A 15,207-nucleotide genomic window follows, 5' to 3' on the forward strand; every position below is an offset into this window, starting at 1 on the left:
AGTTCACACCACCGCGTTTGCGGCGTTCTTCGCCGCCTCGATTTCGTCGAGCGCGCGGTGTGAAGGTGACTTCGCGTTCGAAAGAACATGACTGGGGAGTCGTTGTGGGGAACACGAGTTTTGGGCGCGGAGTACGGGGTGCTGTCGCATCAGTGCTGACCGCGGGCCTGTTGATCGCGGGATTGTCCGGAGTCGGAGCGACCGCGGCGGCTGCTGCCGACGTGCCACCGTCGACGCCACCGCAGCTGCAGCGCGATGAGAATGTGGTGACGTCGGATCCGATTCCGACGGTGCAGATCGACAACGGGTACGTGTGGGCGCAGACCACGATCGGTACGACGGTGTACGCGGTGGGGAAGTTCGACAACGCGCGGGAGCCGAAGGCTGCACCTGGCACTTCTTTGACGGCGCGGTCGAACGTGCTGGCGTACGACATCGTCTCTGGCGCTCTGTCGTCGTTCGCGCCGAAGGTCAACGGCGTGATCAAGGCGGTCGCGGCGTCTCCTGATGGGTCGCGCATCTATATCGGTGGCTCGTTCAACAGTGTGAACGGCAAGGATCGGTGGAACTTCGCGGCGCTGGATGCGAAGACCGGTGAGTTGGTGCCGCAGTTCGCGCCGTCGATCGGCGGCAGTGGCGTGTACGCGATCACCACCGACGGGTCGAACATCTACCTCGGTGGTCTGTTCACCCAGGCCAACGGCGTCGCCCGCAAGAACCTCGCAGCCTTCGACCAGCAGAACGGCGCGCTCATGAGCTGGGCACCCCAGGCCGACCGCCAGGTCGATGCCCTGGTGATGGACCCGGCCGGGACGAACGTCATCGTCGGAGGACGTTTCTCGACGGTCAACGGAAGCAGCCTGCGCGGTTCGGCGGCAGTGGACAAGTCCACCGGGGCGGCTGACACCGCCTGGGGCATACCCAAGGTCGTCAAGAACAGCGGGAGCAGCAGCAACTCCGGCATCTTCGCACTCGCCACCGACGCGAACACCGTCTACGGCACCGGCTGGAGCTGGGCCGGCGGGGGAAACCTCGAGGGGACGTTCGCGGCCGAGGCCGGCACCGGCGCGGTGCGCTGGATCGCGGACTGCCACGGCGACCACTACGGCGTGTACTCGACCGGCAAGGTGGTCTACACGACCAGCCACATGCACTCCTGCAACACGATGGGCCTGCAGCCGCAGAAGAACCCCGCGGTGTACCAGTACGCGGAGGCATACACGGCCGATGCGCGCGGCACCCTCGCCGCGAACACCTACTCCGGGTACGCGAACTGGGCGGGAACCCCGGCACCGTCGCCGTATCAGTGGGCGCCGGACTGGTCGGTCGGCACCACGACCGGACTCGGTCAGGCCGGACTGTCCATCACGGGCGCTGGCGACATGATCTCGATCGGCGGTGAGTTCCGATCCGTCAACAACGGCCAGTTCGAGGGACTGGTGCGCTTCTCGACGAACCCGCCCGATGGTGCGAAGGACGGCCCTCGGGTCTCCGATGCGAGCTGGAAGCCGACCGCCGGGACGTCCCCGGTGCCCGGCCGTGCTCGTGTGTCGATCCAGACGAACTGGGATCGGGACGATCTGACGCTCACGTACGAGCTGTACCGGGCCGGAACCGCTGAACCGGTGGCGAGCACGACCGCGGACGGCACCTGGTGGAAGCGCGCGACGGTCACGCTCGACGACCCGACGGCGACGCCGGGTGCGACGCAGAGCTACACGGTGGTCGCGAAGGACGGCAACGGCAACACCGCCACGAGTGCGAGCGTGAACGCCAAGGCCACGGCGGGGACCGCTTCGGCGTATACGACGAAGGTTCTCGCGGACGGTCCGTCGCTGTACTACCCGATGGGGAACGTCTCGAAGGACTGGGCGGGCGCGAACAACCCGGTGAACGGCACGGGCGCCACGGTCTCGTCGTCCGGCATCGAGAACAGCGGCACCGGATCGACCACGTTCAACGGTACGACGAACGGCCGGGTGTCGTCCGATGCCAAGGCCGCGGTGTCGAAGGAGTTCTCCTCGGAGATCTGGTTCCAGACGACCACGAAGACCGGCGGCATGCTCATCGGCTCCGGGGCTGCCAAGACGGGCAGCTCCGCGACCGTCGACCGTCAGCTCTACATGACCAACAGCGGCACTGTGACCTTCGGCGTCTTCGCCGGTCAGAGCCGCGCCACGATCTCCGGCGACAAGGCACTCAATGACGGCACCTGGCATCACGCGGTCGTCTCGCAGGGCGCGGAGGGGATGAAGCTGTACGTCGATGGCGAGCTCGTCGCCTCGGATCCTGCGGTGACGACGGCGGGGACCGATCCCGCCTACCTCCGCATCGGCGGTGACCTGCTCACGGGCTGGCCGTCGGCGCCCTCGTCGAACTACTTCAAGGGCTCGCTGGACGAGGCCGCGGTGTACCCGGTCGCGTTGAACGCGGATCAGGTGCGTGCGCACTTCCAGGTGGGGAAGGGGCTCAAGGCCCCGACGGCGGCCTTCACGGCGCAGCCGACCGATCTGAGCGTGGCGCTCGACGCGTCCGGCTCGGTCGCCGACGGTGCGGCATCGATCAGCGCCTACGCCTGGGACTTCGGCGACGGCTCGACGGCCACGGGTGTGACCGCGTCGCACGAGTACGCGGCGGCGGGCACCTACACGGTGCGCGTGACGGTGACCGACAGCAGTGGATTGTCGGCGTCGAGCGAGAAGCAGGTCGTGGTGACGGCTCCCGTCGTGGCCGATGTCGTGGTGGCGACGGACGGATTCGATCGTGCGGTCGACTCCGGCTGGGGCACCGCTGATGTGGGTGGTGTGTGGACGCCGATGCAGGGCAAGTCGACCGCGCTCTCCGTGGTCGACGGTGCCGGGGTCATCGACCTCGCTGCGGGGCAGACGCGCGAGATGCTGCTGGACGACGCGTCGGTGCGGGATTCTGCCACGACGATGTCGTATACGCTCTCGGGCGGTCCGGAGTCCGGCACGGCGTACGTCGGTGCGGGTTCTCGTCGTGCCGGTGACGGCGGGTACCGCGCGCTGGCATGGCATCGCGCCGACGGGGCGGTCTGGGTCGTCATCCAGCGCAACGGGACGGCGATCGCCAGCGCGGCGGTTCCCGGTCTGACCTGGAGTGCTGGGACGGTCTTCCACCTGTCGACCGAGACGTCCGGTTCACCGTCGACGACGATCCGCGCCAAGCTGTGGGCCGAGGGTCAGCCGGAGCCTACGGCGTGGCAGGTGTCCACGACCGATGCGACTCCGGCTCTGCAGGCCGAGGGCTCCCCGTCGGTGTTCTCCTATCGGGCCGGCAGCGCGACGGGCACCAACATCGTGCGCGTGAACGAGGTCAAGTCCATCCGACTGGGCTAGTGAGTGAGCAGGTGGGGGCACCGGCATCGGGTCGGGTGCCCCCACCTGCGGTCTCTCAGAAGTGGGTGCCGCCGTCGATGCGCACCTCGGTGCCGGTGATGAAGGCGCCGTCTTCGCTTGCGAGCATCGCCACGACACCGGCGACCGACTCCGGACCGGCGAAGCCCTGACCGATCGCGGGTGCGAGCTTCATGAACAGGCTCATGTCGGCGTCGGCGGGGAGGCCTGGGCCGTTGCTCTGGTTGCTCTGGCCGGACCCGTCGGTCATGCCGGACGAGATCGAACCGGGCTGCACCGCGGTGAAGCGGATGCCGCTCTTCGCGTACTCGGCGGCGAGCGCGTGGGTCATCGACTGCACGCCGCCCTTGCTGGCCGCGTAGGCCGCCATGTAGGGGTGGGCGAAGCCGGCTGAAGTCGAGCTGAAGTTGACCACGGCGGCCGAGTGGCCTTCGAGCAAGGCGGGGATCGCTTCACGGATCACGAGGAACGTGCCGACCAGGTTGATCCGGATGACCTGCTCGAACTGGTCGAGCGTCGTCTCGTGGGTGTGCGAGGAGCGCAGGATGCCGGCGGCGTTGACGAGCACGTCGAGTCCGCCCAGAGCTGCGACGGCCTCGGCGACGCCTGCCGAGACGGAGGCCTCGTCGGCGATGTTCATCGTCACGGTCGTGAGGTGCTCGGCGAGTGGTCCTGCCTTGGCGACCGTGTCTTCGAGGCCGGCGGCGCTGACGTCGGCGGCGACGACGCTGCCGCCTTCGCGGAGCATGCGCAGCACCGTGGCCTGGCCGATGCCCGACCCTCCGCCGGTGATGAGAGCCCGACGTCCTTCGTAGCGGTTCATGATCTTCCCTTCGTGGTGGTGTCGTCGTGTCGACGTTCCGTTGTAGGCAGACTATGCCTGTGTGGCAGATCGTGCCACATAGACCCAACCTGCCGAGTGGGTGACCTATTCCCGTACGCTGTGACGGTGGAGACCACGACCCTCACCGAGCGCCGAAAGGCCGCGACCGAGCGGGACATCGCCGCCGCCGCCGCCGCGCTGTTCGCCGAGCAGGGCGTAGCGGGCGTCACCGCCGAGCAGATCGCCGCGCGAGCAGGCGTCTCGGTGCGCACCTTCTACCGGTACTTCGCGCGCAAGGAAGATGCGATCGCGCCGATCCTCAGCTTCGGCGCTCAGCGCTGGCAGGAGGCCTTTGCGCAGGTCGGGGAGCGTTCGCTGCGAGAGCAGATTCCCGGGGTGATCCGCGCGCAGCTCGCAGAGGGCGACGGGCTCGAGCTCGAGACGATGCTCGGCGTGCTCCGCGGTCTCGACGACGATGCGGCGATGCGCGACGTCTGGTTGCGTGTCAACGACGATTCCGAGCGTCGGCTCCGCGAGATCCTCCAGGAGCGGGGAGTCGCCGCGTGGGAGGCGAGGCTGATCGCCGCCGTCGCGACCGACGCGATCCGCGTCGGCCTCGAACAGTGGACCGCGGATCCAGACGGACCGCGCCCCGCCGTGCGCGCGGTCGATGCGTTCCTGATGATGTCGCAGGGGCTCAGCGGTCTCGACTGACATCTTTCGTCACCGTCCGGTATCGCCTGTCATCACAGGTCATAGGCTGGAGGCATGACGATTCCTGCACTCGAACTGAACGACGGCAACTCCATCCCGCAGCTCGGCTACGGCGTCTTCAAGGTGCCGCCGGCAGAGACCGAGCGCGCGGTGAGCGAGGCGCTCGAGATCGGCTACCGCCACATCGACACGGCCGCGATCTACGGCAACGAAGAGGGTGTGGGTGCTGCCGTCGCGGCATCCGGAATCGCCCGCGACGAGCTCTTCATCACCACGAAGCTCTGGAACGACCGCCACCACGACGACGAGCCGCGCGCGGCCATCGCCGAGAGCCTCGAGAAGCTCGGGCTGGAGAAAGTCGACCTGTACCTGGTGCACTGGCCGACGCCTGCCAAGGACGACTACGTGCACGCGTTCGCGAAGCTCGTCGAACTGCGCGAGGCGGGCCTCACCCGCAGCATCGGCGTCTCGAACTTCCTGGTGCCGCACCTGGAGCGCACTGTGAAGGAGACCGGCGTGGTTCCGGCCGTGAACCAGATCGAGCTGCACCCCGCCTACCAGCAGCGCGACGTGGTCGCGTGGGCCGAGGCGAACGGCGTGCGCATCGAGGCGTGGGGTCCGCTCGGTCAGGGCAAGTACGACCTGTTCGGCACCCCGGCTGTCGCGGATGCCGCCGCTGCCCACGGGGTCACCCCCGCGCAGGCCGTGCTGCGCTGGCACCTGCAGAAGGGCATCATCGTGTTCCCGAAGTCGGTGCGCGCCGAGCGCCTGCGCGAGAACCTCGATGTCTTCGGCTTCGAGCTGACCGACGCCGAGATCGCGGCGATCGATGCTCTCGACCCGCTCGACGGCTCCGGCCGCGTCGGCTCGCACCCGGATGAGGTCAACTGACCCGCTCCTTGCGAACCGGGTCCCTGGCCCACATGACGCCCCGTGTCGCCTCGCGCGACACGGGGCGTTCGCGTGAGTACCGTCGAGGCATGACAGCTCCGTTCCGCGTCGTGGCCGTGTCGGGATCCCTGCACGAGCCCAGCAAGACGACCGCCCTCGTCCGTGCGATCACAGCCGCGATCGCCGAGCGCGCCCCGGTCGAATCGCAACTCATCGAGCTGACGCAGATCGGCCCAGGGCTTGCCGGAGCGCTCCAGCGTGACCAGTTGCCGCCCGAGGTCGAGGCGCAGCTGCAGGCGATCGAATCCGCTGATCTGTTGATCGTGGGGAGCCCCGTCTACCGTGCTTCGTTCACCGGGCTCTTCAAGCACCTGTTCGACTTCGTCGGGCAGTACGACCTGGTGGGCAAGCCGGTGCTGCTCGCCGCGACCGGCGGCGGCGAGAAGCATGCGCTGATCATCGAGCACCAGCTGCGTCCGCTGTTCGCGTTCTTCCAGGCGCTCACCCTTCCGCTCGGGGTCTACGCGAGCAACACCGACTTCGACGGGTACGAGATCACCTCCGACGTGCTGCACGCGCGCATCGCGCTGGCTGCCGAGCGAGCCCTGCCGCTCGTGGGCTATGCCGCGTCGCGTCCGGTCGAGCTGCTCGTCGGCTGAGGGCGTCGGCCTCGAGCGATCCACGCGTTGCGGGGGGCGCCCCTTGGCGGTGTTCCTCGCCGTCGCAGGTGCGCACACAGTGAATCGTCAGAAACTAAGCGCGCATACTTGTTGAGTGAAGATTCTCAGTACACACACTCAGATCAGTCCGCACACGGCTGGGGCTGTCTATCGACTCTGGTCAGAACCCGACTCGTGGATGCAGTGGGATCCCGACGTCACCGAGGTGCGCTTCGCGGGCGAACCTGTGGAAGGAGCGAGGGGGTGGATGCGTCCAGCCTCGGGCCCGGCCACGACGTTCGAGATTGTGGCGATGCGCCATGATCGGTTGCTCACGACGGTGTCGCGGATGCCCGGCGCAGCGTTGTCGTTCGAACATGCGGTGGAACCGACGCGAGGGGGAAGCCGCATGACCGTGAAGATCAGTGTCGACGGGCCGCTGAGCGCGCTCTGGGGCTCCGTACTCCGCAGGGGCTTCGCTGACGCCGCGTCACGTAACATCGCCGGGTTGGTCGCGTATCTGGACGCCGCATGAGCCGGGGCTGGCTCGGAGTCGTGTCCGCGGAACACGTCGAACGGGGGGTCCGACTCGGAATCGCCCAGATCAATCACGGGAAGAAGACGCCCCTCGCGCGAATGCACGCGGGCGACGTCCTGGTGTACTACTCGCCGTCGGTCGCGCGAGGGGTGACTGACGGATATCGCTCCTTCACCGCGATCGGCACGTTCCCGGATGACGAGATCTGGCAGGCCGACGAGGGTGACTTCCAACCGTTCCGGCGCCGTTGCGACTATGAGCCGAGCAGGCATGTGTCGATAGACGAGGTCCGCGATCGGCTGATCCTCACCTCCGCGGCGCGATGGGGGTACCAACTGCGCTTCGGTCTCATCGAACTGGAACCGCGCGACGTTGCGACCATTCGAGAGGCGATGCGCGGATGAGCGGGCTGGCCACACGGTTCGGCAGGCCCGATGACAGCCCGGGTCTCATGCTCTGGCACCTCACGAATTCTTGGCAGCGTTCCATCAGGACGGCCCTCGCGCCTCACCAACTCACTCACGTTCAGTTCGTCTTGCTCGCCACCCTCGCATCCATGCAGCCCACCCAGGCGACGCAGAAGCAACTGGCCGATGCCGCCGCGACAGATGTGATGATGACCTCTCAGGTCATCCGCGGACTCGAAAGCCGAGGCTTGGTCACTCGCAGCCCGCATCCGACCGACGGACGCGCCGTCCTCCTCACACCCACGAGTGAGGGGGCTGCCGTGATCGACGCCGCGAACAGTGCTGTCGAAGAAGCAGACGAACGCTTCTTCGACAGGCTCGGTCCGGACGACCTCAGCCGCTTCCTCGACATGCTTCGTGCGCTGAATGAGAAGTGATCGTGCAGGGGAACAACGCGGGCGTAGCGTGAAGGCATGACCAACCGGCTCGCCGACACCCTCAGCCCGTACCTCCGTGCGCACGCCGACAACCCCGTCGACTGGTACCCGTGGGGTGAGGAGGCCTTCGAGGAGGCCCGGCGGCGGGATGTGCCGCTCCTCATCTCGATCGGATACTCGACCTGCCACTGGTGCCACGTGATGGCTCGGGAGTCGTTCGCAGACCCTGCCACCGCCGCGCTCATCAACGAGGGGTTCGTGGCCGTGAAGGTCGACCGCGAGGAGCATCCGCAGGTCGACGGCGCTTACATGGCCGCGGCCTCTGCCTTCACGCAGAACCTCGGCTGGCCGCTCACGGTGTTCGCCACGCCGCGTGGGCGCACCTTCTACGCCGGCACCTACTGGCCGCCCGAGGCCCGACCGCCGATGCCCGCCTTCCGTGACGTGCTCGCCGCGGTGCGGGAGGCGTGGACACTGCGTCGTGCGCAGGCCGAGGAGTCGGCGGATGCCGTGACCGACGCGCTCGCCCGTGCGGCGGACTCCGCACCGTCGGAGCTGCCCGACATGGTCGCGATCGCCACTGCGGCCGAGGTGATCGCGCAGCGAGAAGACCGGCAGTTCGGGGGTTTCGGCGGCGCCCCGAAGTTCCCGGTGGCGACGACGCTGCGGTTCCTGCAGCACCCGCTCGTGCGTGAGGGCGCTCCGCAGGCATCGGCCGCTGCGTCGCGGGGACTCACCGCGATGGCGGGCTCCGACCTGCGCGATGCCGATGGCGGGTTCTTCCGTTACGCGACCCAGCGCGACTGGACGGTGCCGCACTACGAGCGGATGCTGACCGACAACGCGCAGCTGCTCGATGTCGCGCGTGATGCGGGAGATGAGCGGACCGTGCGCGGCATCGCCTCCTTCCTGATCGACGTGCTCCGTCGTGATGATGGCGGGTTCGGTTCGGCGCAGGACTCGGAGTCGACGATCGATGAAGTGCGCAACGAAGGCGGGTACTACCTCCGTCCGCTCGCCGAGCGTGCGATTCTGGAGCCGCCGGCTGTCGACGGCAAGGTGATCACCGGCTGGAACGGACTCGCGATCGGGGCCCTCTCGCGGGCCGGAGCCGCGTTCGGCGAGCAGACGTGGATCGATGCCGCCGCCTCCGCCGCCGATCACGTGCTGCACGTCAACCGGGACGACAGGGGTGCGCTCGTGCGCGCCTCGCTCGACGGTCGCGCGTCCGCCGCGGTCGCGACGGCCGCCGACCTGGGGCTTCTCGCCGACGGGTTGTTCGCGCTCGCGCTCGCGACGGGCGAGGTGACCTGGGCCGTCACGGCGCGCGGCATCCTCGACGAGGCGCTCGAAGGGACAGCCGGAGACGACCCGCTGCTGTCAGCTCAGGGCATCGCGACCTCGCCGGACCAGACCGACGGCGATCTGCCCTCCGATGCCGCTGCGGTCGCCGGCGCCGCCCTGACCGCATGGTGGCTGGGAGCGGGAGACCGGTATCGCGAGGCGGCGGTGGCGACCGTGAGCGCGCTCGCCGTGCGGTCGCTGGAGCAGCCGTTCGCCCATGGCACGCTGCTGCGGGTGGCCGCGGGTCTCGCCGTTCCGCCCCGTCAGCTCGTCGTTGTCACCGGAGCGCGCGACAGCGCCCTCGCCGTGGTCGCCAGGGGTGCGGACGCCGAGGTCGTCGCCGTCGTCGCCCCGGAGCAGGCGCGGGCGTTCGCGGATGCCGGGTTCGAACTGTTCGAAGGGAAGGGCGCATCGGCGGAACGCGCCTACGACTGCCGCGCGTTCGTGTGTCGGCTGCCGGTGAGCGACCCGGCCGACGTGTCGATCATCCGCTGACCATCGGCCTGCGCTTCCTCAGCTGCTCCTACGCTGGAGACGAACCGGTTTCGACGAAGGGACGGGCATGACCGCGCAGCGGATCGAGTGGGTCGACATCCCGGCGGGAACACTGCAGCGGGGGACACCGCCCGATGAGGTCGACGCCCTCACCGTCCGGTATGCCGAGACCGGGGTGCCCCGAGCCTGGTACGAGAAGGAGACGCCGCGCACGCAGGTCTTCGTCCCCGCCTTCCGGCTGGCACGCACCCCGGTGACGGTCGCGCAGTGGACGGCGTACGCGGAGGCGACCGGCGCCCGCGCCATCCCCGGGATCGACGAGCATCCGGTGGTCGGGGTCACCTGGGACGAAGCATCCGCCTTCGCCGCGTGGATCGGCAGGCAGCTCGGCGAAGAGGTGCGGCTGCCGACCGAAGACGAGTGGGAGCGGGCGGCGCGCGGTGACGACGCCCGCGAGTTCCCATGGGGAGAAGAGTACGTGCGGGGGAGGGCGAACCTGTTCGATCTCGGCCTCGGCACCACCACGCCCGTCGGGTCGTTCCCCGACGGTGCCAGTGCGTTCGGAGTGCTCGACATGGCCGGCAACGTCGACGAGTGGACCTCGACCCGATACGCGCCGTACCCGGGTGCGCCCGACAGCGTCCCGGCCGTCGAGGACTGGGCGGCCGACCCGCACATCACGCGTGGCGGCGCGTTCCGCCACGACGTCGACCTGGCTCGCTGCGCACGGCGGCACGGCGCCTACGAGGCCGACCTCGTCGCGGTGGGCATCGGGTTCAGGCTCGCGGCCTCTGCCGTCTGATCCTCCTCACTGTGCAATCTGCCTAGGGTTCCTTCCCTTCTGGCCGGTCGATTGCGCGGGATGCGCAGCTTCCGGTGCGCCGATTGCCCAGTGGACGGCATCCGTTCTAGTGTTGCGCGACAGCAGGCGGCGCCGTCCAGGGGCCGCCAACGGATCACAGCAAGGACGCTCTGACGATGCCCCTCCCCACCCGCGCCGGACTCGGCGCCGTTCCCGCGTACCGTCAGGGCCGCTCGGCCCCGGCCGGTGCGTCGAAGCTCTCCTCGAACGAGTCCCCGCATCCGCCGCTTCCCTCGGTCGTCCAGGCCGTGCGCGATCGCCTCGACGGCATCAACCGCTACCCCGACATGAGCGCCGCGGTCCTGCGCGAAAGGCTCGCCGCCCGCTACGGCGTCGACGCGTCGGAGGTCACGGTCGGGGCCGGATCGGTCGAGATCGCCGCCCAGCTGATCCATGCGGTCGCAGGCAGCGGTGACGAGGTCGTCTTCGCGTGGCGCTCGTTCGAGGCGTATCCCTCGCTCGTCCGCATCGCCGGTGCGACGCCGGTCCCGGTGCCGCTCGACGCCGATCACGGTCATGACCTCGACGCGATGCTCGCGGCGATCACGCAGCGCACCCGCCTGATCTTCGTGTGCAACCCGAACAACCCGACGGGCACCGTGGTCGGCGCCGACGAGCTGGAGCGCTTCGTCGCCGCGGTGCCGGATGACGTGCTCGTCGTGATCGACGAGGCGTACGTGCACTTCGATCGCACCGAGAGCCGGGGTGCAGGCATCGAGCTGTTCCGACGCCACCCGCACGTGGCCGTGCTGCACACGTTCTCGAAGGCGTATGGACTCGCAGGCCTCCGTATCGGCTACGCGATCGCACCGGCCGCGGTGGCCGAGAACCAGCGCAAGGTCGCGGTGCCCTTCGGAGTGACCGACCTCGCCCAGACCGCGGCCCTCGCCTCGCTGGATGCCGAGGATGAGCTCGCGACACGCATCGACGAGGTGGTCGCCCAGCGCGATCGCCTCCACGACGTGCTCACGGCGGCGGGCTGGCCGGCGGTCCGCTCCCAGGCCAACTTCGTCTGGGTGCCGTCCGCTGACCGCACGGCGGAGCTCGAGCGCCTGCTGCAGGAGGGCGGCGTGATCGCGCGCGCCTTCGCGGGGGAGGGCATCCGCATCTCCTCGGGCTCGGTGGAGGACATCGACCGGGTCGAGGCCGCGCTCACAGCATCCACAGCGGCTGTCTCCATCGACAGTGCGGAGGCTGCCGCATGACTACCGAGGTTCCGCCGACCACCACGACCACCAAGGGCCTGCATCCAGGGCTGACCCGCCGCCAGATCTCGATGATGGGGCTGGGCGGTGCGATCGGCGCCGGCCTGTTCGTCGGATCGGGGCAGGCGATCAGCATCGCGGGCCCCGCCGTTCTGGTGTCGTACCTCGTCGCCGGCGGCATCGTCGTGCTCGTGATGGCGATGCTCGCCGAGATGGTCGCCGCGCGGCCCAGCTCCGGCGCCTTCAGCTCCTACGCCCAGAAGGCGATGGGGCGCAGCGCCGGCAGCGCGGTCGGCTGGCTCTACTGGATCCAGCTGGTCGTGGTGATCGCGGCCGAAGCGACCGGTGCCGGTGCGATCGTCTCCAACTGGACTCCCGGCATCCCGGCCTGGGTGTGGGTGCTGATCTTCGTCGTGGCGCTCACCGCGGTGAACCTGTTCGGCGTGCGCAACTACGGCCGCTTCGAGTTCTGGTTCGCGGCGATCAAGGTCGCGGCGATCATCGCCTTCCTCGTGGTCGGGGTGTGCGCGATCGTGGGCCTCATCCCCGGGGTGGCAGCGACCGGTATCTCGAACCTCGTCGACAACGGCGGCTTCGCCCCGAACGGCATCACCGGGATCGCCGGCGCGCTGTTGATCGTGGTGTTCGCGTTCGGCGGCACCGAGGTCGTCGCGATCGCGGCCGCCGAGTCGAACGATCCCGCGCACAACATCCGCCGCATCGTGCGCGAGGTGCTCGTGCGCATCCTCGTCTTCTACGTCGGATCGATCTTCGTGATCGTCTCGGTGCTGCCCTGGAACGACCCTGCGGTGAAGGCGGGCCCGTTCTCGGCGGTGCTCGAGACCTTGAACGTGCCCGGCGTCGGTCTCGTGATGGACCTCATCGTGATCATCGCGCTGCTGTCGGCCATGAACGCCAACATCTACGGCGCCTCCCGCATGGCCTACTCGCTGGGGGAGCGCGGGCTCGCTCCGCTGGCTGCGACCCGCACAAGCCTCAAAGGTGTGCCGTTCGTCGCGGTGCTGGCATCAGTGGTCTTCGGCTTCGTCACGGTCGGACTCAACTGGGCGTTCCCCGATGTGGTCCTCCCCGCCCTCCTCAACGTCGTCGGCTCGACGCTGCTCGTGATCTGGACGGCGACCGCCATCGCGCAGATCATCCTCCGCCGCCGTGCGGACCGTGCGGGTGAGGCCATGCCCATGCGGATGTGGGGCTTCCCGTGGCTGTCGTGGCTGTGCCTGGTGCTGCTCGCCGCCGTGATCGGGCTCGCGATGATCGACCCGGCCGCACGCATCCAACTGCTGCTGACGCTCGGCCTCACCGCCGTGCTCCTGGTGATCGCCCGTGCGACCAGGAGTGTCGCACGACCCGGCGTGGCTCGGGAGTAGTCGTGCGCATCGATCGCCTCGACGCCCAGCTCATCCGTCTGCTCACGCAGTCGCCGCAGCTGCCGATCCTGGAGTGCGCGCGGCGGCTCGGGATCGCCCGCGGCACCGCGACGAGTCGCCTCGCGCGCCTGCACGAGGGCGGAGTGATCGAGGCGATCGTGCCCCGCATCGACCCGGCCGGATTCGGCTACGGCGTCGTCGCGTTCTGCCTGGTCGAGATCGACCAGAAGGTCGGGCACGACGACGTGGCGGTGGCACTCGCCGATGCCGTGCCGGAGATCGTCGACATGCACACCGTCACCGGCGCGAGCGACATGCAGCTGCGGCTCGTGGCGCGCGACGCGACGCAGCTGCAGGAGGTGCTCGACCGGGTCGCGCTCGTGCCGGGCGTCGCTCGCACGGCGTCGTCGATCGCGATGCGCACCCATCTCTCCGGGCGCGTGCTCCCGCTGGTGGAGCACGTCGCGACCGACGAGGTGCTCTCGAGCTAGTGCGTCACACCCAGCCGGGCAGCCAGTTGTGCAGCAGCCAGAATTCGTACGGCACGCTCATCCCGGTCCACAGCGGCAGGAAGAACGCCGACACCAGCACCACGAACGCGAGGAAGATCATCACCGTGCGCTCGCCGGATCGTCGGCGATGCAGCGGATCCTCGCGTCTGCCGGCGATGATCCGCAGCGTCATCGCCAGCGCGAGTACGAGGAACGGCATCATCACGACCGTGTAGAACTGGAAGATCGTGCGGTCGGGGAACATCAGCCAGGGCAGGTAGGTGACGGCGAGGCCGACCAGGGGGATGCTCAGCTCCGGCCCGACGGGCTGCCGGGTGATCCAGCCGCGCACCAGCCGGTACAGCAGGTAGATGGCCGCCGCCACGCCCGCGTACCAGATGAGCGGATTGGGGATCGCCGAGATCACGCCGATGCAGTGGTCGGTGCCGCAGTCCGTGGGGTCGGAATCGACCCACACCGCGGTCGGACGGAGCAGGAGCGGCCACTCCCAGGCGGGGCTCGCATACGGGTGTCCGCGGGTCAGGCCGACGTGGAATCCGAGCATCGACTCGTGGTACTTCCACAGCGCGATCAGTGGGTTGGGGTCACTCTGCCGGTCGTAGCCACCCGCGGTCACGAGCCAGCCCGTCCAGCTGACCAGATACACCGCCAGCGCCGGGAAGACGAGCAGCACGAACGAGACGGGGCCCTGGCGGAACGCGGCGGAGGTCGGCCACAGGACCACACCCGCACGGCGGCGGGCCAGTGCATCGGTGACGACGATGTACAGGCCGAAGCCCGCCAGCGCGTACAGTCCCGACCACTTCACGGCGGATGCCGCACCGAGCGCCACCCCTGCAGCGATCAGCCAGGGACGACGCCAGAGGATCGGGCCCCAGAACGGGTCGGGCGAATCCGGGTCTCGCCGCTCGAGGACGGGGATCGTCCGCTGCCGGTCGATCAGCACGAAGAGCACGCCCAGCAGGACGAAGAAGGTCAGGATGCCGTCGAGCAGGGCGATGCGGCTCATCACGATGCTGAGACCGTCGATCGCGAGCAGGGTGCCTGCCACGCTCGCGACGACCACCGAGCCGCTGAGGCGTCGGGCGATCAGGTAGACCAGGAGCACGGAGCCCGCGCCGAGCACCGCTGTCGCCAGTCGCCAGCCGCCGCTGTTGTCGGGGCCGCCGATCGCCATGCCGAGCGCTATGAGCCATTTGCCCAGTGGAGGATGCACGATGAACGCGCCCTGCTCCGAGAGCGGCAGATTCTGCAGCGTGATGAAGGCGTCATTGGCGTTCTCACCCCAGGTGCCCTCGTAGCCGAGCGTCCACAGCGACCAGGCGTCCTTGACGTAGTAGGTCTCATCGAACGCCAGCTGGTGCGGATGTGCGACGTTGACCAGGCGCAGCACCGCGGCGATCGCGGTGATCACGAGGGGTGCGAGCCACCGGATGGCCCGCCCCCAGTCCGGGTCGCGCAGCAGGCGATCGCGGAGCTGCCCGTAGCGCGTCAGTCGCTCCTCGGGAGCGGGAAGCAGGGGCACGGGCGCGGTCACCGCTCCAGCCTAGACAAC

At 69.0% G+C, this 15,207-nt stretch carries 14 protein-coding genes; 12 read left to right on the forward strand and 2 right to left on the reverse strand.

All coding sequences use genetic code 11. The features are described 5' to 3' along the window. The first annotated feature begins 152 nt into the window (after positions 1 to 152). Positions 153 to 3,359: a LamG-like jellyroll fold domain-containing protein gene (locus ACIQTX_RS07950; RefSeq protein WP_402970954.1), complete on the forward strand. Its 3,207-nt coding sequence runs from the start codon at positions 153 to 155 to the stop codon at positions 3,357 to 3,359. A gap of 55 nt (positions 3,360 to 3,414) precedes the next feature. On the opposite strand, the gene ACIQTX_RS07955 is transcribed toward ACIQTX_RS07950, so the two are convergent. Further along, entirely contained in the window at positions 3,415 to 4,200 is a 786-nt protein-coding gene (locus tag ACIQTX_RS07955; RefSeq protein WP_402970957.1) for an SDR family NAD(P)-dependent oxidoreductase, read from the reverse strand. Positions 4,201 to 4,326: 126 nt separating this feature from the next. On the opposite strand from ACIQTX_RS07955, the gene ACIQTX_RS07960 reads away from it, so the two are divergent. From ACIQTX_RS07960 to ACIQTX_RS08010, 11 genes are all read left to right on the forward strand, one after another. Beyond that, on the forward strand, positions 4,327 to 4,914 hold the full coding sequence (locus tag ACIQTX_RS07960) for a TetR/AcrR family transcriptional regulator (RefSeq protein WP_402970960.1): 588 nt from the start codon (positions 4,327 to 4,329) through the stop codon (positions 4,912 to 4,914). 54 nt (positions 4,915 to 4,968) lie between these two features. Continuing rightward, a complete protein-coding gene (locus ACIQTX_RS07965; protein WP_402970963.1) occupies positions 4,969 to 5,805 on the forward strand; it encodes an aldo/keto reductase in 837 nt (278 codons plus the stop codon). Between the two features lie 89 nt (positions 5,806 to 5,894). Beyond that, positions 5,895 to 6,464 carry an FMN reductase gene (msuE, locus tag ACIQTX_RS07970; protein WP_402970966.1) on the forward strand — a complete coding sequence of 190 codons (570 nt, stop codon included), beginning with the start codon at positions 5,895 to 5,897 and terminating at the stop codon, positions 6,462 to 6,464. Between the two features lie 115 nt (positions 6,465 to 6,579). Further along, positions 6,580 to 6,999, forward strand: a complete 420-nt coding sequence (locus ACIQTX_RS07975) for an SRPBCC family protein (RefSeq protein WP_402970969.1) — start codon at positions 6,580 to 6,582, stop codon at positions 6,997 to 6,999. Between the two features lie 20 nt (positions 7,000 to 7,019). Beyond that, entirely contained in the window at positions 7,020 to 7,406 is a 387-nt protein-coding gene (locus ACIQTX_RS07980) for an EVE domain-containing protein (RefSeq protein WP_402970972.1), read from the forward strand. Positions 7,407 to 7,558: 152 nt separating this feature from the next. Next, positions 7,559 to 7,846, forward strand: coding sequence for a MarR family winged helix-turn-helix transcriptional regulator (locus tag ACIQTX_RS07985; protein ID WP_402970975.1), 288 nt, complete (start codon positions 7,559 to 7,561; stop codon positions 7,844 to 7,846). A gap of 36 nt (positions 7,847 to 7,882) precedes the next feature. Beyond that, positions 7,883 to 9,685 (forward strand): thioredoxin domain-containing protein, encoded by a 1,803-nt coding sequence (locus ACIQTX_RS07990; protein ID WP_402970978.1) that lies wholly within the window; start codon positions 7,883 to 7,885, stop codon positions 9,683 to 9,685. A gap of 67 nt (positions 9,686 to 9,752) precedes the next feature. Beyond that, the gene (locus ACIQTX_RS07995) at positions 9,753 to 10,487 is read left to right on the forward strand and encodes a formylglycine-generating enzyme family protein (RefSeq protein WP_402970981.1); all 735 of its coding nucleotides are present in this window, start codon (positions 9,753 to 9,755) and stop codon (positions 10,485 to 10,487) included. Between the two features lie 176 nt (positions 10,488 to 10,663). Next, a complete protein-coding gene (hisC, locus tag ACIQTX_RS08000; protein ID WP_402970984.1) occupies positions 10,664 to 11,752 on the forward strand; it encodes a histidinol-phosphate transaminase in 1,089 nt (362 codons plus the stop codon). Continuing rightward, on the forward strand, positions 11,749 to 13,140 hold the full coding sequence (locus ACIQTX_RS08005; protein WP_105526967.1) for an amino acid permease: 1,392 nt from the start codon (positions 11,749 to 11,751) through the stop codon (positions 13,138 to 13,140). Before hisC ends, ACIQTX_RS08005 begins: the two co-directional genes overlap by 4 nt. Positions 13,141 to 13,142: 2 nt before the next feature. After that, positions 13,143 to 13,631 (forward strand): Lrp/AsnC family transcriptional regulator, encoded by a 489-nt coding sequence (locus tag ACIQTX_RS08010; protein WP_028504027.1) that lies wholly within the window; start codon positions 13,143 to 13,145, stop codon positions 13,629 to 13,631. A 4-nt stretch (positions 13,632 to 13,635) separates the two neighbouring features. Here ACIQTX_RS08010 and ACIQTX_RS08015 read toward each other — a convergent pair whose 3' ends face one another. Further along, the gene (locus ACIQTX_RS08015) at positions 13,636 to 15,189 is read right to left on the reverse strand and encodes a dolichyl-phosphate-mannose--protein mannosyltransferase (protein ID WP_402970989.1); all 1,554 of its coding nucleotides are present in this window, start codon (positions 15,187 to 15,189) and stop codon (positions 13,636 to 13,638) included. Positions 15,190 to 15,207 lie beyond the last annotated feature (18 nt).

Origin of the sequence: Microbacterium sp. NPDC090281 (assembly GCF_044769635.1) — a bacterium.
Classification (GTDB): Bacteria; Actinomycetota; Actinomycetes; order Actinomycetales; family Microbacteriaceae; genus Microbacterium.